The organism is Parendozoicomonas sp. Alg238-R29 (assembly GCF_947331445.1).
Lineage (GTDB): Bacteria > Pseudomonadota > Gammaproteobacteria > Pseudomonadales > Endozoicomonadaceae > Sansalvadorimonas.
This window is the reverse complement of sequence record NZ_CAMZOG010000094.1, coordinates 1-17,161: the sequence shown is the minus strand read 5'-3', so window position 1 is coordinate 17,161 and position 17,161 is coordinate 1. Positions and strand designations below refer to the sequence as shown.

The following is a 17,161-nucleotide window of genomic DNA, read 5'->3' as shown; positions in this document are numbered from 1 at the left end:
CGGGTTGAAGCAGGATTGGCGTTGTAGCTTTGATCAATAATCATGGCACCGTTGTCGGTGCGAAAGCGCTGGCCACGACGAGCATAAGGACGCGCAAGCCCCAGACCTGCGGCTATTGTCTCAATATCAAGCCCTGCAGCTTTTGCTATTGCCGCTGCAGCACAGGCGTTAGCAACCTGGTGACGCCCCCAGAACTGAAGATGTACAGGAGTCTCCTTGCCATCAAGATGGAGAATGAAATGCATTCCATTCTCTTCAGTCACCACATCACTTGGCCAGCTGTCTGCATTCTGGCGATACAGGCTGAAAGTCGAGATCCGACAACCTGATGTACGAGCCACCCGATCCATCCAGACCTGATGGTGCTCATCATCCAGATTGATAACTGCACAGCCGTCTTCAGGCAGGAGGTCAAAAATTGCCCCCTTCTCTTCAACAACCCCCAAAACACTGCCAAGGCCAGCAACATGGGAAGAGCTGGCGTTATTCACCAAAGCAACATGAGGGCGAACAATATGAGTCAGATAAGCAATTTCGCCAGGGCTGTTAGTGCCCATTTCAACGACGGCATACTTGTATTCTTCGGTTAAATGCCCGAGAGTCACAGGAACCCCGTAAGCGTTATTCAGATTACCGATTGTTGATAAAGTGGGAGCCACCTGCCCGAAAATTGCAGCTAACATCTCTTTTACAGAAGTCTTGCCGCTACTTCCGGTAATTCCCAGCACTGGGCCTTTAAAAGCATCACGATTGAGGTGACCGATGTGAGCCAGGGCTTTTTCTGTATCATCTACCAAGATATAAGGTAGCTCTTCAGCTGGCTGACTGACCAAGACTCCAGCAGCGCCTTTTTCTAAAGCAGCTTGCACGTAGTTATGGCCATCAAAGTTTGGTCCCTTGATGGCAACAAATAACTGGCCAGGTTGAAGCGTTCGGGTATCAATACTGATGGAACTAACAGGTGCATCATCACCAACCAGTTTTCCCGAAAGGCCGACAGCCAAATCACTGAGGTATTGTGCTGCAATCATGCCACCCTCCCGGACAGAGCCAAGGTCACCTGCTCAAGGTCACTGAACGGATAACGAACCCCTTTGATTTCCTGATAACACTCATGCCCTTTACCGGCAACGAGCACAACATCACCAGGGCCTGAAGAGTGAATGGCCTGAGCAATAGCGTCTCTTCGCTCAACGACAACTGTCACACATTTTTTCTGCTCGCTATCCAAACCTGCAAGGGCGTCATCAATAATGCTGACAGGGTCTTCAGAGCGTGGGTTGTCACTGGTAAGGAAAACTCGATCTGCACCAGCACAGGCTGCCTGGGCCATAAGCGCACGCTTGCCACGGTCTCGATCACCACCACAACCGAATACACAGGTAACATTGCCATTACCGTGCTCTCGCAGAGCACCCAGAACACTGCTCAAGGCATCCGAGGTATGGGCATAATCGATAATCACACTTGGCTGCTGCTCATCGCCGTAGCGCTCTAAACGCCCAGGTACACTTTCAATGGAAGGAATAGCTGTAAGAACATCTTTCAATGCAAATCCATGGCAACCCAATACACAGATAACGCCAAGAAGGTTACTGAGATTGAAACGACCCAGCAGAGGTGTTTGCAGTTCACCTTCACCCCAGGGAGAAAAGACCTGCGCACTCATTCCATTTGGCAAAAGCTGGATGTTGCCCAGATACACATCCGCCGAATCATCTGACAGAGAAAACGTAAGGCTTTCAACAGAATCCGGAATTTTCTTTAATAGATAGTCAGCCCAAGGGTCATCAGCATTGCAGATGGCATGCTTAAGTCCAGGGTGAGTAAACAATCGTCCTTTGGCATCTGCGTAAGATTCCATCGAACCATGGTAATCAAGATGCTCACGAGTCAGATTGGTAAAAATCGCGGTGTCAATATGCAGGCCGCTTACACGCCCCTGATCAAGACCGTGTGAAGAAACTTCCATAGCCATCCAGCCAACATTTTCATCCCGCATAGCTGCGGCAAAACAATGGCTGCTCAACATATCAGCGGTGGTATTGCCTGTCTCAATGAGCTTACCAACACGGCCTTTACCCAAGGTTCCCATAATTCCACAGCCATTGCTCAAACGATCTAGCAGTGAACCGAGAAAATGAACTGTTGATGATTTGCCATTAGTTCCGGTTACACCGATGACTTTCACCAGCTCGGACGGACACCCAAGGCTAAAGTCCACCAGTTCACCCGCCTTTTTCTTCAGCTCCGCAATAACAATAACCGGTACGTTTACGTCCGGAGCGTTTTTACCCTCTTCCATAAGCACGGCTGCGGCACCTGAGTCCACAGCGGTTTGGATATAGTCCCGCCCATCAACAGCATATCCGGGCAGTGCAAGAAAAAGATCACCACGACTAACCCTGCGGCTGTCGGTCACAATGGCCGACAGTGCAATATCGCTTGGATACAGCTCAACACCGAGCCATGCCAGCAAACGATTCAGGGTCAGACAATCTTCCTTTATAGTGTCTGTCATCAACCTTCGTTCCTGATTTTTCTGGTGGCATCTGCAACCGTTTGACGCTCATCCGCGGTTTCTGGAGGAACCCCCAGAACCCGCATTGTTTCGCTTGCTACCCGGGAAAAAACGGGAGCCGCTACCACACCACCGTAATATTTCCCCGCACGGGCCCCATCAACCATGATGACCATAACTATGCGAGGGTCGTCCGCCGGCGCGATACCGGCAAACAGAGAAATATAGCTGTCACTGGAATACTCACCCGCTTCCAGCTTTTTCACAGTGCCGGTTTTACCCGCCACTTCATAACCATCAATCCGGGCTCTACGAGCCGTTCCCTTCTTACTGGCAACGGTCTCCATCATGCCCATCACATCTCTGGCCACATCAGGTGATATCACCTGTTGACTCTCTGCTGGGATATCCCGCTTCAAAATACTAACCGGTATAGCCTTGCCATCATTGGCCAACACCATATAGGCTTGTGCCAGCTGCAATGCGGTTACCGTTATCCCGTAGCCATAGGAGAGAGTTGCCGTTTCAATAGGTCGCCACTTGTTTCTTACCGGCAACAAACCTGTTCTCTCACCTGGGAACACAACCCCGGTTGACTGCCCGAAACCAACTCTCTGAAACAAGGAAATAACCGCATTTGGCCCAATATCCAGAGCCATTTTGGTCATACCTACATTACTGGATTTAGCCAATATTCCCGCCAAATCCAAAGTCCCATAATCACGGGCATCTTTCACAATATCTTTGCCAACCCGCAGCCGCCCAGGGGCCACTCTCACCCGGCTATCACTGGTATAGCGCCCGGACTCCAGTGCCGCTGCCACCGCAAATGGCTTAATCACCGAACCGGGTTCAAACTGGTCGGTGATGGCTCGATTACGTACACCAGAGATATTCATCTCATCACGCTTGTTCGGGTTAAACGCTGGCTGGTTGACCATTGCCAGCACCTCCCCGGTTTTTACGTCCAACATGACCAAAGACCCGCCAGCAGCTTTGTTCTCCTGGACTGTTTTCAACAGTTCACGGTAAGCCACATACTGCAGCCGCAGATCGATACTTAGCTTGACCTCTTTGCCAGGTTCAGCACTCTTCAATACATCCGATTCACGGATAGCATGCCCTTTAAGGTCTTTGGTCACCTGCATCAATCCAGGCATGCCGGCCAGCCAGTCATCCAAGGCCAGCTCAACACCTTCCTGACCTTTATCATCTATATCCGTCAAACCCACCAGCTGAGCTGTCACCTCGCCTGCCGGGTAGAAGCGTTGATACTCCGGCTGATCATCAACACCGGAAATTTTCAGATCAAGCACCTTCTGTGCTTCATCGGGCTCCATCTGCCGCTTCAGATAGATAAAACCTTTGTTTCTGTCACGCAGAATCCGTTTTTTTAGTTCTGAAAACGGCATATCCAGCACAACGCTTAACTCTTGCCACCGAGGTCTGGACTTTTCTCCCATCAGCACCCGAGGGTTTCCCACAATAGAAACAACAGCCGTACTGACCGCCAACGGACTGCCATTCCGATCAAGAATAATGCCACGGTGGGCAGGTATTCTGTCTTCCCGCAAAGTTCGCTTATCCCCCTCACTCTGCAAGAATGGCCCATTCCATATATGCAAAAAAGCAACGCGGCCAGTTATAGCGATCACCGCCAGAAGCATCAGAACCTGAACACTGCGGTAGCGCCCCATATAAGGTACCGCTGTTTTGCTTTTGTTCACGGTTTCACCAGGATGACCCGCTTTTTGTCGGGCATCACCATGTTGAGTTCCCTTCTCGCCCGCTCTTCTACACGGCTGTGAGCAGTCTCAGTACTATGCTGCAGGAGCAACTGCCCCCACCGTTCCTGCAAAGCATTCTTTCTCATCAGCTCTGTCTGTAACTGGTTAAAAGCCTGCCGGTTCAAATGGGATACATATGTAACCCCAAATGCCGAAACAACTACCACTACAGACAAAACGGCTGGCAGCCAGGCTATCCGCCTCCACACAATCAGCAGAGGACTGAAGTCCAGCCACTGACTGCCTGTCACGCCAGACGTTCCGCCACTCGCATCACAGCACTGCGTGCACGAGGGTTACCGTCAACTTCTTCTGGGCCAGCCTTTCTCGCCTTACCCACACTTTTGAGACGTCGATTCAACTGCTCTTCTGTTAACGGAACCCAACTGGGGACGTCGTCTCCTTTTTCGTGGCGCCGGATAAAACGCTTCACCATCCGATCTTCCAGAGAGTGGAAACTGATGATCACCAGTCGCCCTCCTGGCTTGAGCAGCTCAAGACTGTCTTCCATTAACCGCTCCAGATCATCAAGCTCACTGTTGATAAAAATCCGGATACCCTGAAACGCCTTAGTGGCCGGATGAATCTTTTTAGGCCAGACCGGGTTCGCATCAGCAATAATTTTTGCCAGCTGCGCCGTTCTTGTTATTGGCGCCTGCTCGCGGGCTTCCAGAATCCCCTTCGCCATACGCCGGCCAAATTTCTCTTCACCAAACCGTTTAATGACATCGGTGATTTCATCTTCACTGGCAACCGCCAGCCAATCTGCGGCACTCATGCCCCGACTGGTATCCATGCGCATATCCAGAGGGCCATCATTCTGGAAGCTGAACCCGCGTCCGGCATCATCCAACTGTGGGGAAGAAACCCCTAAATCCAGCAGAATACCATCAACTTTTTCGCCACCAGCAAATTCTTTTATCTGGGCAAAGGAGCCATGGCAGATACGAAAACGGCCATCCTCCTGTTCAAGCTCCTGCGCCACACTTACAGCCACTGGGTCTTTATCAATCCCTGTCAACTGCCCTTCGTTATCAAGTTGGGACAGAATTAAACGGCTGTGCCCACCTCGACCAAATGTTCCGTCTATGTAGTGACCGTTGCTATCCGCCACCAAACAATCAACCGCCTCATCAAGGAGGACAGTTTTGTGCTGAAATTTCTTGCTCATAAACTCTTCAACGTCGTTCTGTAACGGCGCATTTACAACGAAAGCGTCTGTAATTCATCAGGTGTGGCATCATCTTCTCCGGATTCCCGAAGATAAGCATCACGCCTCTCATTCCAACACTCTTCATCCCAAAGCTCGAACTTCTTCCCTTGCCCAAGCAGCACAGTCTTCTTCTGCAAACCGGCATACTCTCTCAACAGGGGCGGAATCAGTACACGGCCATTGCCATCCATTTCAAGATCCGTAGCATGGCCAATCAGCAAACGTTGAATTCTGCGGGTCGCGGGGTGAAAACTAGGGAGGGCTTCTATCTTGGCCTGAATGGCATCCCATTCATCAACCGGGTAAATCAGAAGACATTTCTCTTCCGTATCAATAGTGGCGACCAAGTGTCCGCTGCAACACTCAGACAACACAGAGCGATAACGTGTCGGCACAGCCAACCGTCCTTTCGCATCCATGTTAAGAGCATTTACGCCGCGAAACACAAAAACCTCCACCTTTTGGAACTACCACCCCAGATTGTTCCACATTTATCCACTTTCACCCACTGTATCACACTATAGAAATACGCAAAACCCTGACCAAAATCATCGATTTCGAATAAAAACCTGTAAAATCAAGGAATTAAAAATTGGCATTAGAAGTGGCTAAAAATGGAAAAGCTAACAAAAAGAAAAGCCTGCCAGAACATAGTGAGATTTTGGTTAATCAACAAATAACCATCTCATCAGCACCGAACACCGTCAGCCGAGGGAGAATACTCGAAAAGAATTGGGAAATAAGCCATCCAAATGGCGATAACATGTTGAAAACTGCTATCACACAAAAGAAGAAGTGTCCGCAAGATGGCCTATAAGCCGGGTTCTGTAAAGCTTCAAAAGAAGCCCTGACAGCCATTCATCTGGGATGCATGTCGCCACACACCTCAAGCGACCTACCCGAATTCAGCGCGGACCACGCCAATGAATTCCTATTTGGTCTTGCTCCGAGTGGGGTTTACCCTGCCATGAACTGTTGCCAGTCACGCGGTGCGCTCTTACCGCACCCTTTCACCCTTACCGGCCAATCTTACGACTGACTTAGGCGGTCTACTCTCTGCGGCACTTTCCGTAGGCTTTCGCCTCCCAGGCGTTACCTGGCACCCTGCCCTGTGGAGCCCGGACTTTCCTCCAGCTGCTTATTATCAAAGATAACAAACGACCAGCGACTGCCCGGCCATCTTGCGGATGGCGAACAATACCGGAAGGCTTACCTCACCTCAAGCCCGTATTTCGACTAATCTCGTTTCTCCCCCAAACAACAAGCGCCCGGAATGCCTTCAGAGTTACTACACGACTTTGTTCTTCTATTTGCAGTGATTGACCCTATTGGCAGCCTGCCTATATTTTTGACAGTTACTCGCAAATTCACCAATGCGAAGAAGACATCAACAGCGCTGAAAGCCGTCACTTACAGCGCGCTCATTATCTTTGCCTTTCTTCTGACTGGGCAGGCACTTCTGCACACCATCGGCATTCGGCTGGGAGCCTTTCAGATTGCAGGAGGACTCGTTCTGTTTTTATACGGGCTGAAAATGATCTTTCACCCCGAACTGGAAGAGCAGGATTCTGGCTATCAGGAACCCGGACACGACGTTGCAGTATTTCCGCTAGCCGTTCCTTCATTGGCGAGCCCCGGCGCACTGACCGCAATCATCATTCTGACAGACAACCGTACCCACACCTTTCAAGAACAGGCTATAACCGCACTACTCATGTGCACAGTACTGATTCTGACTTATATGATTTTCCGGCTCGCACCACACATATATAAGCTGCTTGGAGAAAACGGCACCGCAGTGCTTGTCAGAATAATGGGGCTGATCGTGACAGCGCTGGCCGTTGAAATCTGCATCGAAGGCCTGGCAAGCCTGCAATGGCTCCCCCTGCCTCCCGAATAAGCGTCAATCACCCTTCATTGCCAAGCCTGCCTTATAAAGCAATTTGGATTTTACGCCAGTTAACTTAGAAGCAATCTGGCTGGCTTGCTTCATAGGAAGCTCCCTAACAAGCACCCCCAGAGTGCGCCGTGCCTCCTCTGAAAGACCATCATCCAGAATTTCGGGTTTTTCGGCTCCATGAACCAGAACAACAAATTCACCACGACGCTGATTTTCATCTTCCGCAAGAATATCCTGAAGTTCAGACACCGTTCCTGAAAGTACAGTTTCAAAGGTTTTCGTCAGCTCCCTTGCGAGAACCAATCGACGATCTCCCCCCAGCTCCTGAGCCATATCATCAAGCATATCGACAATACGATGAGGCGACTCATATACAATCCAGGTATGAGGAAAATCAGCCAGTTCAGTCATGCGCTTTCGACGCCCAGCCCCCTTGGCGGGCAGAAAACCTTCGAAGAAAAAGCGATCAGAAGGCATACCTGAAACACTCAAAGCTGCCACCATGGCACAGGCACCGGGAATCGGCACAACCTTCAGGTCAGCTTCACGTACAGCATTTACAAGATGGTAACCAGGATCTGAAATCAGTGGCGTACCCGCATCAGACACCAGAGCTATAGATTCCCCATCCTGTAACCGCCGAACAATCTGCTCACTCCTCCCGCGCTCATTGTAATCATGACAAGCCAGAAGCGGGCGTTTGATCCCGAAATGACTCAGCAAACGACTGGTATGACGGGTATCTTCTGCAGCGATAACATCCACGGACATCAGGACATCTTTTGCTCTGGGAGAGAGATCACCAAGGTTCCCAATTGGAGTGGCCACTATATAAAGGGTGCCAGCACCTGAATTTTCACTCATATCACTCGCTCAATAAAAAACCAAAATACAAAACATTCAACCCGGGCATCTGGAGCCATACCCATGTCTCAGTTAGAATCCCTACCAAACTTTTCAACCTTGTTCGCCAGAAAGGGCTCCAAACATCGTGAATCCACACTCCTGGGCCAAGATACTACTGCTGGCGCTTCCCCTGACAATTCTGACAGCTTGCACATCCACCCCCAGGGTCGACAGCACTTTCAAACAGTCTGAAGCAAAGCCCACGCAGACTGCAGATATCAATACACTTCTGATAAGGGCAACCCGTGCCCGGGAGCCTGAGCGCAGCCGACTCTACCTGCAAGCGGCAGATTATTTCAAAAGCAGCAATATCTCCCGGGCTGCCGACCTGCTTGATCTGATTGACCAGACAAGCTTTAACAGGCAACAACAGGATCAATTTCTGCTTACACAAGTCTGGGTACAGCTGGAGAATAATACAGCAGAGACAGCACACCAGTGGCTAAACGCAATAAACAGAAACACTCTATTAGCCACCCACCAGTATGAATTTGATACCCTGAGCGCTCGCCTGGCAGATCTGGAAGGCCGGTATGGCGACGCTATCCTGAACTGGAATCTAGCGGCCAACAACCCTGCAATTCCGGCCACTCCTGTGCTTTACCAACAACTGTGGACGAGCATTCTGCAGGAAGACAGCGAAGAACTCAGCTTTCTTCTTGCAACAAATCAGGAAACAAGCCTGCAACCCTGGCTGGAACTCGCACAAATTTACCGCAGCCCCAACGAACTCGCACTGCAACTGGCCGACCTTAAACGGTGGCAAACGCGCTGGAATGGCACAGCCGCGCAGAGAAACACACCAGCAGCCATTGTCACCCTGCAGGAAACACCACCTTACCAGCCAAAACTCATTGCCCTGCTGTTACCGTTAACCGGCCCTCAAGCCAGCGCAGGCCAGGCTGTACGAGATGGCTTTATGGCCGGCTACTATCAAGCTCTCAAAAATTCCAGCCAAAACCCACAAAGCAGCCGTCAACTGCCAGAGATTGTTTTTTATGACACAGAAGGCACTCAGAACCCTGCCGAACTGGCCCGCAGAGCTCAGGACGAAGGTGCAGAAATGCTGATTGGCCCACTGCGCCGAAGCATAGCCAGCCGAAGCCTAACCAGCCATGACGTCAATATACCTTGGCTGATCCTGAACCAGGTGTCCGAGCCAGTGAATCAACCCTCTGTTTACCAGTTTGGCCTAGCCTCAGAACTGGAAGCCTCTCAAGCTGCCGAACGCGCCTGGCAAGATGGCTATCGCAACCCTATCGTCATGACTCCGGATTCCAGCTGGGGAACCAGAATCAGCGAAAGCTTCAGCCAAATCTGGGAAGAACTGGGAGGCAAAGTTCTCAGTCAATACACTTTTAACAACAAAGGCGACTACAACACCGCGGCCAGCGAAGCCTTATTGGTGAATGAAAGCTTTAAGCGCGCGAACAGCCTGACCCGCCTTCTTGGAGAACGACTGGATTACACCCCTCGCCGCAGAGAAGATGTAGACATGATCTTTATTGCCGGCTCTCCCACACAAGGAAGACAGCTAAAACCAGCACTGGATTTCTATTTCGCCTACAACCTGCCGGTTTACACTATTTCAACCATGTATAACGGGCAGGTAGACCCCGTTCAGAACCGTGACCTTAACGATGTCCGCATCCCACTCATGCCCTGGCTTGCGGGTCAAAGCTCACCACTGAAAGAATCAATTCAGAATACCTGGCAGGAAAGCAAGGGACCACTCACTCCACTTTACGCCCTGGGCTCAGACGCCTGGCGCATTTATCCACGACTTGAGCAAATGGCAAAATCAGAAGGCGCTCAACTCTTTGGCGCGACAGGTACACTCACCATTCCTCCCAGCAAAGAAGTTAAACGCGAGCTTAGCTGGCAATACTTCCGCAATGGTCATCCTGCACCATTAAGCAGAGAAATGAGCCTACACCCAGAGCGCAGCCAAAATGTTCTGGAAAACGAAAGTTAAAAACCAAACGGGCAAGGCAGCCGAAGACCTTGCCCTGACTTACCTGCAAAGTAATGGATTGAAACTTTGCGAAAGAAATTATGCCTGCAAGACAGGCGAACTTGATTTGATCATGAAGGACGGAGACACTCTTGTCTTTGTGGAAGTGAGATTCAGGCAATCACAGAACTTCGGTTCTGCGGCAGAATCTGTGGATTATCGGAAGCAATTGCGCTTAAACCGCACTGCCGAGCACTATTTGCAGACCTTTAATCTCACTGACAAACAGCCGTGCCGCTTTGATATAATCTCGATCCAACCGGATGCGAATCGTGGCCGCAACCATCAGGTGGACTGGATCAGGAATGCCTTTGGCCCCTGACTCCTGTAACATCAACTAAACCAGCCTTTATTAACCTGGTTTTTATTAACATAAGTTTATCTGTCTGAGAGAAGAGTCATTCCCGGACGAAAGTGGATCACCAGGACCTAGTGACATGCTTGACCATATAACCAGCCACTTCTCCGATAGCATTGACGCCCAGATACGTGCAGCCGAAGAGCTGCCACCCTTTATTGCCCAAGCTGCCGAGCTAATGGTTCACTCCCTTGTGAACGAAGGTAAAATCCTCATTTGCGGAAATGGTGGCTCTGCTGCAGTTGCTCAACACTTTTCTTCTGAACTGTTAAACCGGTTTGAACGAGAACGCCCCAGCCTGCCAGCTATTGCACTGACGACAGACACATCAACACTTACATCTATAGCCTGTGACTACAGTTACAACGAAATTTTCTCCAAACAAATACGTGCCCTTGGCCAGCCTGGTGATATCCTTTTGCTCATCTCCGCCAGCGGTCGCTCACCAAATCTGGTCCAATCCATCCAGGCCGCTCACGACAGAGAAATGACCGTAGTTGCCCTCACTGGAATGGATGGCGGCAATTGTGCTCGCCTTCTTCATTCAGAAGATGTGGAAATTCGCACCCCAAGCAATTCAGTTCCTCGCACACAGGAAGTTCAACTGCTCATTCTTCACTGCCTGTGCGACCTAATTGATGGCTACCTGTTCGGTAGCGACGAGTAAAGAGAACACCACAGACAGGAAACGCAGCTCTAATATAAGAGCTAAGAACAGCATTTCCACACTGACGAAAGGAATACATATCTGTGAAAGCTTTACTTCCCATACTTGCCATCAGCTTATCCCTGATAACCGGGTGCACTGCAACCATTTCCGCCATAAATGAAGGTCCAATTCAAGAAAACCCCGGCAGCCGGAGCTTCGGCGCCTGGATCGATGATCAAAGCATAGAAACCGTAACCTCGGTAAATATCGAAAAGTCCAATCCGGATTTCAAAAATAATCACGTGGTTGTGGTCAGCTTCAATGGCTACGTTTTACTTACAGGACAGACTGCAACCCCGGAACTCAAAGCTCAGGCTGAAAGAGTTGCCAAACAGACCCTGAAAGTACGGAAAGTCTATAACGAATTGGAAATTGCTGGACCAACCACACGCCTGACTCGCTCCAGTGACAGCTGGATCACATCAAAAATCAAGGGGCGCATGATCAGCACATCCGGGTTTCCATCCTCCCGGGTAAAAGTCATCACTGAAAATGGCGCTGTTTATCTGATGGGACTGGTCACCCCAGAAGAAGCACAGCAAGCTGTAAACCTTGCCCGTGAATCCTATGGCGTACAAAAGATCGTTAAGGTTTTTGAATACATCCGCTGATTACAAAGCCATTTCTTACAAGCATAAAAAAGTCCGCTGATGCGGACTTTTTTATGCCTTGAAAAGACTCACTAAAATGAGCCTACTTCACAATTTTCAGAGATGGGCGACCCTTCCCTTTGCCTTTCTCTTTTTCATCCGAAGAGCTTTCGCCATCACTCTTGGGAGCTGAAGCAACAGGCCTGAGGGACTCCAGAGAAGGCGCTTCTGATATCGAAGACTTTACCTCTTCCGCCGCCTCCTCTTCCGGGCGGGGCTCCATTTCAAACACCATACCCTGGCCATTTTCACGGGCGTAAATTGCCATTACGCTGGCAACTGGCACATAAACATCACAAGATTTACCGTTAAAGCGCGCAGAGAAAGAAACCGCATCATTCTCAAGGCTCAATTCGCGCACCGCCACAGGAGAGACATTCAGAACAATCTGGTCATCCTCAGCAAAACCCGGCGGAACAAATACACCTGGCCACAGCGCATCCACCAGCAGGTAGGGCGTACACTCGTTATCAACAATCCAGTCATACAGTGCCCGGATAATGTAGGGGCGACTGCTTGTCATACTCATGGAGCAACTCCGAAACCAATAAAAAAGGGAGTGTCACTAGCACACTCCCTTCAGTGTAAAACAAGAAAGCCTCTTAGACTCGCATTTCCTTTTCTACCTCAGAGAGGCTTTCAAGGAAGGATTCACGCTCAAACAAGCGATCAGCATAAGCCTGAAGGTCCTTTGCCTGCTTAGGCAATTCAACACCAAGAACAGGAAGACGCCAGAGCACAGGAGCAACACAACAATCAACCAGAGTAAATTCATCACTCAGGAAGAAAGGTTTTTCAGCAAAGATCGGAGAAATGCCAGTCAAACCTTCGCGAAGCTCTTTACGAGCCTTAGTGACTGCAGCGTCTTTGCTGGCAGGATTCAGAATAACATCTGCCAAATTGCACCAGTCTTTCTGGATACGGTGCATCATCAAACGGCTTTGTGCACGGGTAACAGGATACACAGGCAGCAGAGGCGGGTGCGGGAAACGCTCATCCAGATACTCCATCATCACACCAGACTCATACAAAACCAGATCACGGTCAACCAGGGTTGGAACAGTGTTGTATGGATTAATATCAGCCAGTTCCTGAGGCAGGGCGTCGGTATCAACGTCCTGAATATCGACAGCCACCCCCTTCTCCGCCAGAACAATACGAACCCGATGGCAGTAATGGTCCGCCGGATCGGAGTAGAAAGTCATTGAGGATCGCTTGGCGACTACGCCCATCTATTTAGCCCCACCTGAAGGTAATATCGTGAAACAAAAACGCGCGCAATCAACCTGTGATTACGCGCCAATCTGAAATTCTATCAGATTATAGGAGTTAGTGAACGTCCTTCCAGTATTCCCGCTTCAGCAAATAGGCAGGAATAAGGAAAATTATCAGGAATAGCAGTACATACCAGCCGATACGCTGACGTTCCAGCTGCATTGGCTCAGCACTGTATGCCAGAAAATTCACCAAGTCATACATAGCCTGATCATACTCTTCCGGGGTCATGGCTCCCTTAATTGAAGGATCTGGCTCCAGTCCACAAAGCTTTTCACCGGTTAGAGTGTCACGCTGTGCAACCTCACCACCACAGGTATCAACCTGCGCCCCCTGAAGCTCCAGCAATACGTGAGGCATACCCACATCCGGGAAGACCTTGTTATTCACACCCCAAGGGCGCTTGGGATCAAGGTAGAAAGTCCGCAGATAAGTGTATAGCCAGTCTGTACCCCGAACTCTTGCAACCAGAGTCAAATCCGGCGGAGTCGCACCAAACCAGGCTTTTGACTCTTTTGGCTCCATTCCGGTCTTCATCAGATCGCCAATTTTTCCACCAGCCGGCATCAGGTTTTCCATCATCAGATCATGAGGAATACCAAGATCATCCGCCACTCGCTCATAACGCTGGAAACTGGTCGCATGACAGCCATAGCAATAATTCATGTACAGCTTGGCACCACGCTGGAGAGACGGCTTGTCGGCTACATTGACATCCATTTTATCCAACGGATAACCAGAGCCTGCAGCAAACGCCCCCATCGGCAGAACAAGAACAAGAGCAGCAATGACTTTGCTGAAAATATTTATTCTTCTCATCATCCGGTCACCCTCTCAGGTACTGGCTTCGTTTTTTCCATGGCAGAGTAAAACGGCATCAACAGGAAGAAGCCGAAATAGAACACCGTGCCAAGCTGAGCCATCAGGGTATAGGTTTCTGTAGCAGGCTTGGTTCCCAACCAGATCAACAGAATAAAGTCGATAGCAAACAAGATAATCAGGGTGCGGAAGATTGGCCCCTTATATCTCCAGGATTTCACAGGACTGCGGTCCAGCCATGGAAGCACAAACAGGATGGCAATGGCCGCCCCCATAAAGATGACACCCAGCAGCTTGGCATCAATCGGCCCGATACTGAAGGTAATAGCTCGCAGGATGGAGTAGAACGCTCCGAAGTACCATACAGGCGCAATATGCTCAGGCGTCTTAAGCCCGTTAGCCGGTTCGAAGTTTGCGTGCTCAAGGAAATAACCATTCATCTCTGGGAAGAAGAAGATCACCGCACAGAACACAAACAGGAACACGATAACGCCAACAATATCCTTCACTGTGTAGTAAGGGTGGAAACCGATGCCATCCAGAGGCTTACCGTTTTCGTCCTTATGCTTCTTGATCTCAACACCGTCAGGGTTGTTGGAACCAACCTCGTGCAGCGCCACCAAATGCATCACCACCAAGCCAAGAATAACAATTGGCAAGGCAATAACATGCAGAGCAAAGAAACGGTTCAGGGTAATTCCGGAAATCAGAAAGTCACCACGCACCCACTGCTGCAGGTCTGCACCAATAACAGGAATAGCACCAAATAACGAAATGATTACCTGTGCACCCCAGTAGGACATTTGCCCCCAAGGCAGCAGGTAGCCCATAAAGCCTTCCGCCATCAGCGCCAGATAAATAGCCATGCCAAAGATCCAGATCAGCTCACGGGGCTTTTGATAAGAACCGTAAAGCAACGCTCTGAACATATGCATATAAACAACAACAAAGAATGCCGAAGCACCGGTCGAATGCATATAACGCAGCAACCAGCCGTATTCCACATCTCGCATGATGTATTCAACAGAGGCAAAGGCCGCTTCAGCACTTGGCACATAGCTCATAGTGAGCCAGATACCGGTTAGAATCTGATTAACGAGAACCAGTAGCGCCAACGAACCAAAGAAGTACCAGAAATTAAAGTTTTTCGGCGCGTAATACTTTGAGAGATGCGCCTCCCAGGTAGATGTGAGCGGAAAACGCTCATCAATCCATGCAAGCAGTTTTGGTCCCATCAGGCATTCTCCTCATCAACACCGATCACCATCACGTTATCGCTCTTGTAGGAGTAAGGAGGAACCACCAGGTTAGTTGGTGCAGGAACTCCTTTATAGACGCGCCCGGCAAGGTCGAACTTGGAACCATGACAGGGACAGTGATATCCACCCTTCCATGTAGGATCGAAGTCCATTGGAACAACTTCCGGGAGGTACTTTGGAGAACATCCAAGGTGCGTACAAATACCGATCAGAACCAGAACTTCTGGCTTTCTGGAACGGTACTCATTCTTGGCATATTCAGGTTGCTCGGAATTATTAGACGCTGGATCGGCAACTTTCTTGTCATCCTTGCGAATATTTTCCAGCATATCTTTTGTTCGCCGCACAACGAAAACGGGCTTACCCCGCCATTCTGCAACAATTTGCTGGCCTTCTTCCAACTTGGCGATGTTAAGTTCTACTGGTGCACCGGCAGCTTTCGCTTTAGCACTGGGATTCCAGGACTTAACAAACGGTGTCGCGACCCCCACGGCTCCCGCCGCGCCGACAACCGATGTAGCTCCTATAAGGAAGCGGCGCCGACCCACATTTACGCCGTCTTGACTCATTCGGCTTTCTCCCCATCAGGGTTATTGCTTGTACGGCATGCCTGCCGATTTTGGACGAAGGGCATGGCAGTTAATTTCTTATTTATAAACAAGTAACAGGCTTCACCCCATCACCCTACGTGCAGACCGAGATAATATAGGGTTTATGCCGAAATGTTAATGGAGAAACTTCATCAAAATTCCCATAACCGTGCATTTTTTATGGTTTTTCTTTTTTCAGGCACAAAAAAAATGCCTAACCAATAGTTAGGCATTTTCCGATCGCCATACCCGAAGGTATGTGCAAGCAGGTATTAACGTTTGGAGTACTGAGGACGCTTACGCGCCTTGTGCAGACCCACTTTCTTACGTTCAACCATACGAGCGTCACGAGTCACGTAGCCAGCCTTACGCAGAGCACCACGCAGGGTCTCGTCGTAATCCATCAGTGCACGGGTGATACCGTGACGGATGGCGCCAGCTTGTCCAGAAGCACCACCGCCTTTTACAGTGATTTTCAGATCAAACTTTTCAGTCATTTCAACCAGCTCGAGAGGCTGCATAACAACCATGCGAGAAGTTTCACGACCGAAGTATTCGTTCAGAGAACGACCGTTGATGCTGATGCTACCAGTACCGGCGCGCAGGAATACACGTGCGGTAGAGTTCTTGCGACGACCAGTGCCGTAGTTCTGAGTAACAGACATAGTATCCCCCGTTAGATATCCAGTTTCTGAGGCTGTTGTGCAGCGTGCGGATGTTCAGTACCAGCGTAAACTTTCAGCTTACGCTGCATCGCGCGACCCAGAGGATTACGAGGCATCATGCCTTTAACAGCCAGTTCGATTACACGCTCAGGCTTATGGGCAATCAGCTTGTCGAAGCTCATGGACTTCAGGCCACCAGGGAACTCAGAGTGACGGTAGTACATTTTGTCAGAAGACTTGTTACCAGTCACACGCACTTTCTCAGCATTAACAACAACGATGTAATCGCCAGTATCAACGTGAGGAGTAAATTCTGGCTTGTGCTTTCCGCGCAGACGGGTAGCAATCTCGGTAGCCAAACGGCCCAGAGTTTTACCTTCCGCATCTACGACGTACCAGTCACGCCGTGCGGTTTCTGCTTTAGCGCTAAAGGTTTTCATCTAATCCTATCGCCTCAATGATTCGTAATTCGCCTACCCTGTCGACCCGTAACCA

General features: G+C 49.9%; 19 protein-coding genes and 1 other RNA gene. 5 read left to right on the top strand and 15 right to left on the bottom strand.

Annotated features, from left to right (window positions below; genetic code table 11):
- From murF to rnpB, 7 genes are all read right to left on the bottom strand, one after another.
- A partial coding sequence (gene murF / locus QMA35_RS18365) for a UDP-N-acetylmuramoyl-tripeptide--D-alanyl-D-alanine ligase (RefSeq protein WP_281648608.1) occupies positions 1-1,031 on the bottom strand: 1,031 nt, incomplete at its 3' end.
- Positions 1,028-2,521: a UDP-N-acetylmuramoyl-L-alanyl-D-glutamate--2,6-diaminopimelate ligase gene (locus QMA35_RS18360; protein ID WP_281648607.1), complete on the bottom strand. Its 1,494-nt coding sequence runs from the start codon at positions 2,519-2,521 to the stop codon at positions 1,028-1,030. The genes murF and QMA35_RS18360, both read right to left, overlap by 4 nt.
- A complete protein-coding gene (locus QMA35_RS18355) occupies positions 2,521-4,248 on the bottom strand; it encodes a penicillin-binding protein 2 (RefSeq protein WP_281648606.1) in 1,728 nt (575 codons plus the stop codon). Before QMA35_RS18355 ends, QMA35_RS18360 begins: the two co-directional genes overlap by 1 nt.
- The gene (gene ftsL / locus QMA35_RS18350; protein WP_281648605.1) at positions 4,245-4,559 is read right to left on the bottom strand and encodes a cell division protein FtsL; all 315 of its coding nucleotides are present in this window, start codon (positions 4,557-4,559) and stop codon (positions 4,245-4,247) included. The genes QMA35_RS18355 and ftsL overlap by 4 nt, the downstream gene beginning before the upstream one ends.
- Entirely contained in the window at positions 4,556-5,479 is a 924-nt protein-coding gene (gene rsmH, locus QMA35_RS18345; protein ID WP_281648604.1) for a 16S rRNA (cytosine(1402)-N(4))-methyltransferase RsmH, read from the bottom strand. The genes ftsL and rsmH overlap by 4 nt, the downstream gene beginning before the upstream one ends.
- A 32-nt stretch (positions 5,480-5,511) precedes the next feature.
- Positions 5,512-5,967, bottom strand: coding sequence for a division/cell wall cluster transcriptional repressor MraZ (mraZ, locus tag QMA35_RS18340; RefSeq protein WP_281648603.1), 456 nt, complete (start codon positions 5,965-5,967; stop codon positions 5,512-5,514).
- A gap of 352 nt (positions 5,968-6,319) precedes the next feature.
- An RNA gene (rnpB, locus tag QMA35_RS18335) (RNase P RNA component class A) lies at positions 6,320-6,705 on the bottom strand.
- An 89-nt stretch (positions 6,706-6,794) separates the two neighbouring features.
- Here rnpB and QMA35_RS18330 point away from each other — a divergent pair.
- Entirely contained in the window at positions 6,795-7,421 is a 627-nt protein-coding gene (locus tag QMA35_RS18330; RefSeq protein WP_281648602.1) for a MarC family protein, read from the top strand.
- 3 nt (positions 7,422-7,424) lie between these two features.
- Here QMA35_RS18330 and rsmI read toward each other — a convergent pair whose 3' ends face one another.
- Complete coding sequence (gene rsmI, locus QMA35_RS18325) at positions 7,425-8,285, bottom strand: 16S rRNA (cytidine(1402)-2'-O)-methyltransferase (RefSeq protein ID WP_281648601.1); 861 nt, start codon at positions 8,283-8,285, stop codon at positions 7,425-7,427.
- Between the two features lie 127 nt (positions 8,286-8,412).
- On the opposite strand from rsmI, the gene QMA35_RS18320 reads away from it, so the two are divergent.
- The 4 genes from QMA35_RS18320 to QMA35_RS18305 all read left to right on the top strand — a co-directional run bounded on the left by QMA35_RS18320 (position 8,413) and on the right by QMA35_RS18305 (position 12,019).
- Entirely contained in the window at positions 8,413-10,302 is a 1,890-nt protein-coding gene (locus QMA35_RS18320) for a penicillin-binding protein activator (RefSeq protein WP_281648600.1), read from the top strand.
- Positions 10,280-10,663, top strand: a complete 384-nt coding sequence (locus tag QMA35_RS18315) for a YraN family protein (RefSeq protein ID WP_281648599.1) — start codon at positions 10,280-10,282, stop codon at positions 10,661-10,663. The genes QMA35_RS18320 and QMA35_RS18315 overlap by 23 nt, the downstream gene beginning before the upstream one ends.
- Before the next feature lie 115 nt (positions 10,664-10,778).
- A complete protein-coding gene (locus QMA35_RS18310) occupies positions 10,779-11,366 on the top strand; it encodes a phosphoheptose isomerase (protein WP_281648598.1) in 588 nt (195 codons plus the stop codon).
- Between the two features lie 83 nt (positions 11,367-11,449).
- Entirely contained in the window at positions 11,450-12,019 is a 570-nt protein-coding gene (locus QMA35_RS18305) for a BON domain-containing protein (protein WP_281648597.1), read from the top strand.
- A gap of 82 nt (positions 12,020-12,101) precedes the next feature.
- On the opposite strand, the gene QMA35_RS18300 is transcribed toward QMA35_RS18305, so the two are convergent.
- From QMA35_RS18300 to rplM, 7 genes are all read right to left on the bottom strand, one after another.
- Positions 12,102-12,587 (bottom strand): ClpXP protease specificity-enhancing factor, encoded by a 486-nt coding sequence (locus QMA35_RS18300; protein WP_348650961.1) that lies wholly within the window; start codon positions 12,585-12,587, stop codon positions 12,102-12,104.
- Between the two features lie 73 nt (positions 12,588-12,660).
- Positions 12,661-13,290 carry a glutathione S-transferase N-terminal domain-containing protein gene (locus QMA35_RS18295; RefSeq protein WP_281648596.1) on the bottom strand — a complete coding sequence of 210 codons (630 nt, stop codon included), beginning with the start codon at positions 13,288-13,290 and terminating at the stop codon, positions 12,661-12,663.
- Positions 13,291-13,387: 97 nt separating this feature from the next.
- Positions 13,388-14,155: a cytochrome c1 gene (locus QMA35_RS18290; RefSeq protein WP_348650960.1), complete on the bottom strand. Its 768-nt coding sequence runs from the start codon at positions 14,153-14,155 to the stop codon at positions 13,388-13,390.
- Entirely contained in the window at positions 14,152-15,387 is a 1,236-nt protein-coding gene (locus tag QMA35_RS18285) for a cytochrome bc complex cytochrome b subunit (RefSeq protein ID WP_281648595.1), read from the bottom strand. The genes QMA35_RS18290 and QMA35_RS18285 overlap by 4 nt, the downstream gene beginning before the upstream one ends.
- The gene (gene petA / locus QMA35_RS18280; RefSeq protein WP_281648594.1) at positions 15,387-15,980 is read right to left on the bottom strand and encodes a ubiquinol-cytochrome c reductase iron-sulfur subunit; all 594 of its coding nucleotides are present in this window, start codon (positions 15,978-15,980) and stop codon (positions 15,387-15,389) included. Before petA ends, QMA35_RS18285 begins: the two co-directional genes overlap by 1 nt.
- 293 nt (positions 15,981-16,273) lie before the next feature.
- Positions 16,274-16,666, bottom strand: coding sequence for a 30S ribosomal protein S9 (gene rpsI, locus QMA35_RS18275; protein WP_281648593.1), 393 nt, complete (start codon positions 16,664-16,666; stop codon positions 16,274-16,276).
- Positions 16,667-16,677: 11 nt separating this feature from the next.
- Entirely contained in the window at positions 16,678-17,106 is a 429-nt protein-coding gene (gene rplM / locus QMA35_RS18270; protein WP_281648592.1) for a 50S ribosomal protein L13, read from the bottom strand.
- Positions 17,107-17,161 lie beyond the last annotated feature (55 nt).

Coding starts and splice junctions, on each gene's coding strand:
- QMA35_RS18330 (WP_281648602.1), top strand. CDS start 6,795: ATGCCTTCAGAGTTACTACACGACTTTGTTCTTCTATTTGCAGTGATT.
- QMA35_RS18285 (WP_281648595.1), bottom strand. CDS start 15,387: ATGGGACCAAAACTGCTTGCATGGATTGATGAGCGTTTTCCGCTCACA.
- QMA35_RS18300 (WP_348650961.1), bottom strand. CDS start 12,587: ATGAGTATGACAAGCAGTCGCCCCTACATTATCCGGGCACTGTATGAC.
- QMA35_RS18310 (WP_281648598.1), top strand. CDS start 10,779: ATGCTTGACCATATAACCAGCCACTTCTCCGATAGCATTGACGCCCAG.
- rpsI (WP_281648593.1), bottom strand. CDS start 16,666: ATGTCTGTTACTCAGAACTACGGCACTGGTCGTCGCAAGAACTCTACC.
- QMA35_RS18360 (WP_281648607.1), bottom strand. CDS start 2,521: ATGACAGACACTATAAAGGAAGATTGTCTGACCCTGAATCGTTTGCTG.
- QMA35_RS18290 (WP_348650960.1), bottom strand. CDS start 14,155: ATGATGAGAAGAATAAATATTTTCAGCAAAGTCATTGCTGCTCTTGTT.
- petA (WP_281648594.1), bottom strand. CDS start 15,980: ATGAGTCAAGACGGCGTAAATGTGGGTCGGCGCCGCTTCCTTATAGGA.
- rplM (WP_281648592.1), bottom strand. CDS start 17,106: ATGAAAACCTTTAGCGCTAAAGCAGAAACCGCACGGCGTGACTGGTAC.
- QMA35_RS18295 (WP_281648596.1), bottom strand. CDS start 13,290: ATGGGCGTAGTCGCCAAGCGATCCTCAATGACTTTCTACTCCGATCCG.
- QMA35_RS18315 (WP_281648599.1), top strand. CDS start 10,280: ATGTTCTGGAAAACGAAAGTTAAAAACCAAACGGGCAAGGCAGCCGAA.
- rsmH (WP_281648604.1), bottom strand. CDS start 5,479: ATGAGCAAGAAATTTCAGCACAAAACTGTCCTCCTTGATGAGGCGGTT.
- rsmI (WP_281648601.1), bottom strand. CDS start 8,285: ATGAGTGAAAATTCAGGTGCTGGCACCCTTTATATAGTGGCCACTCCA.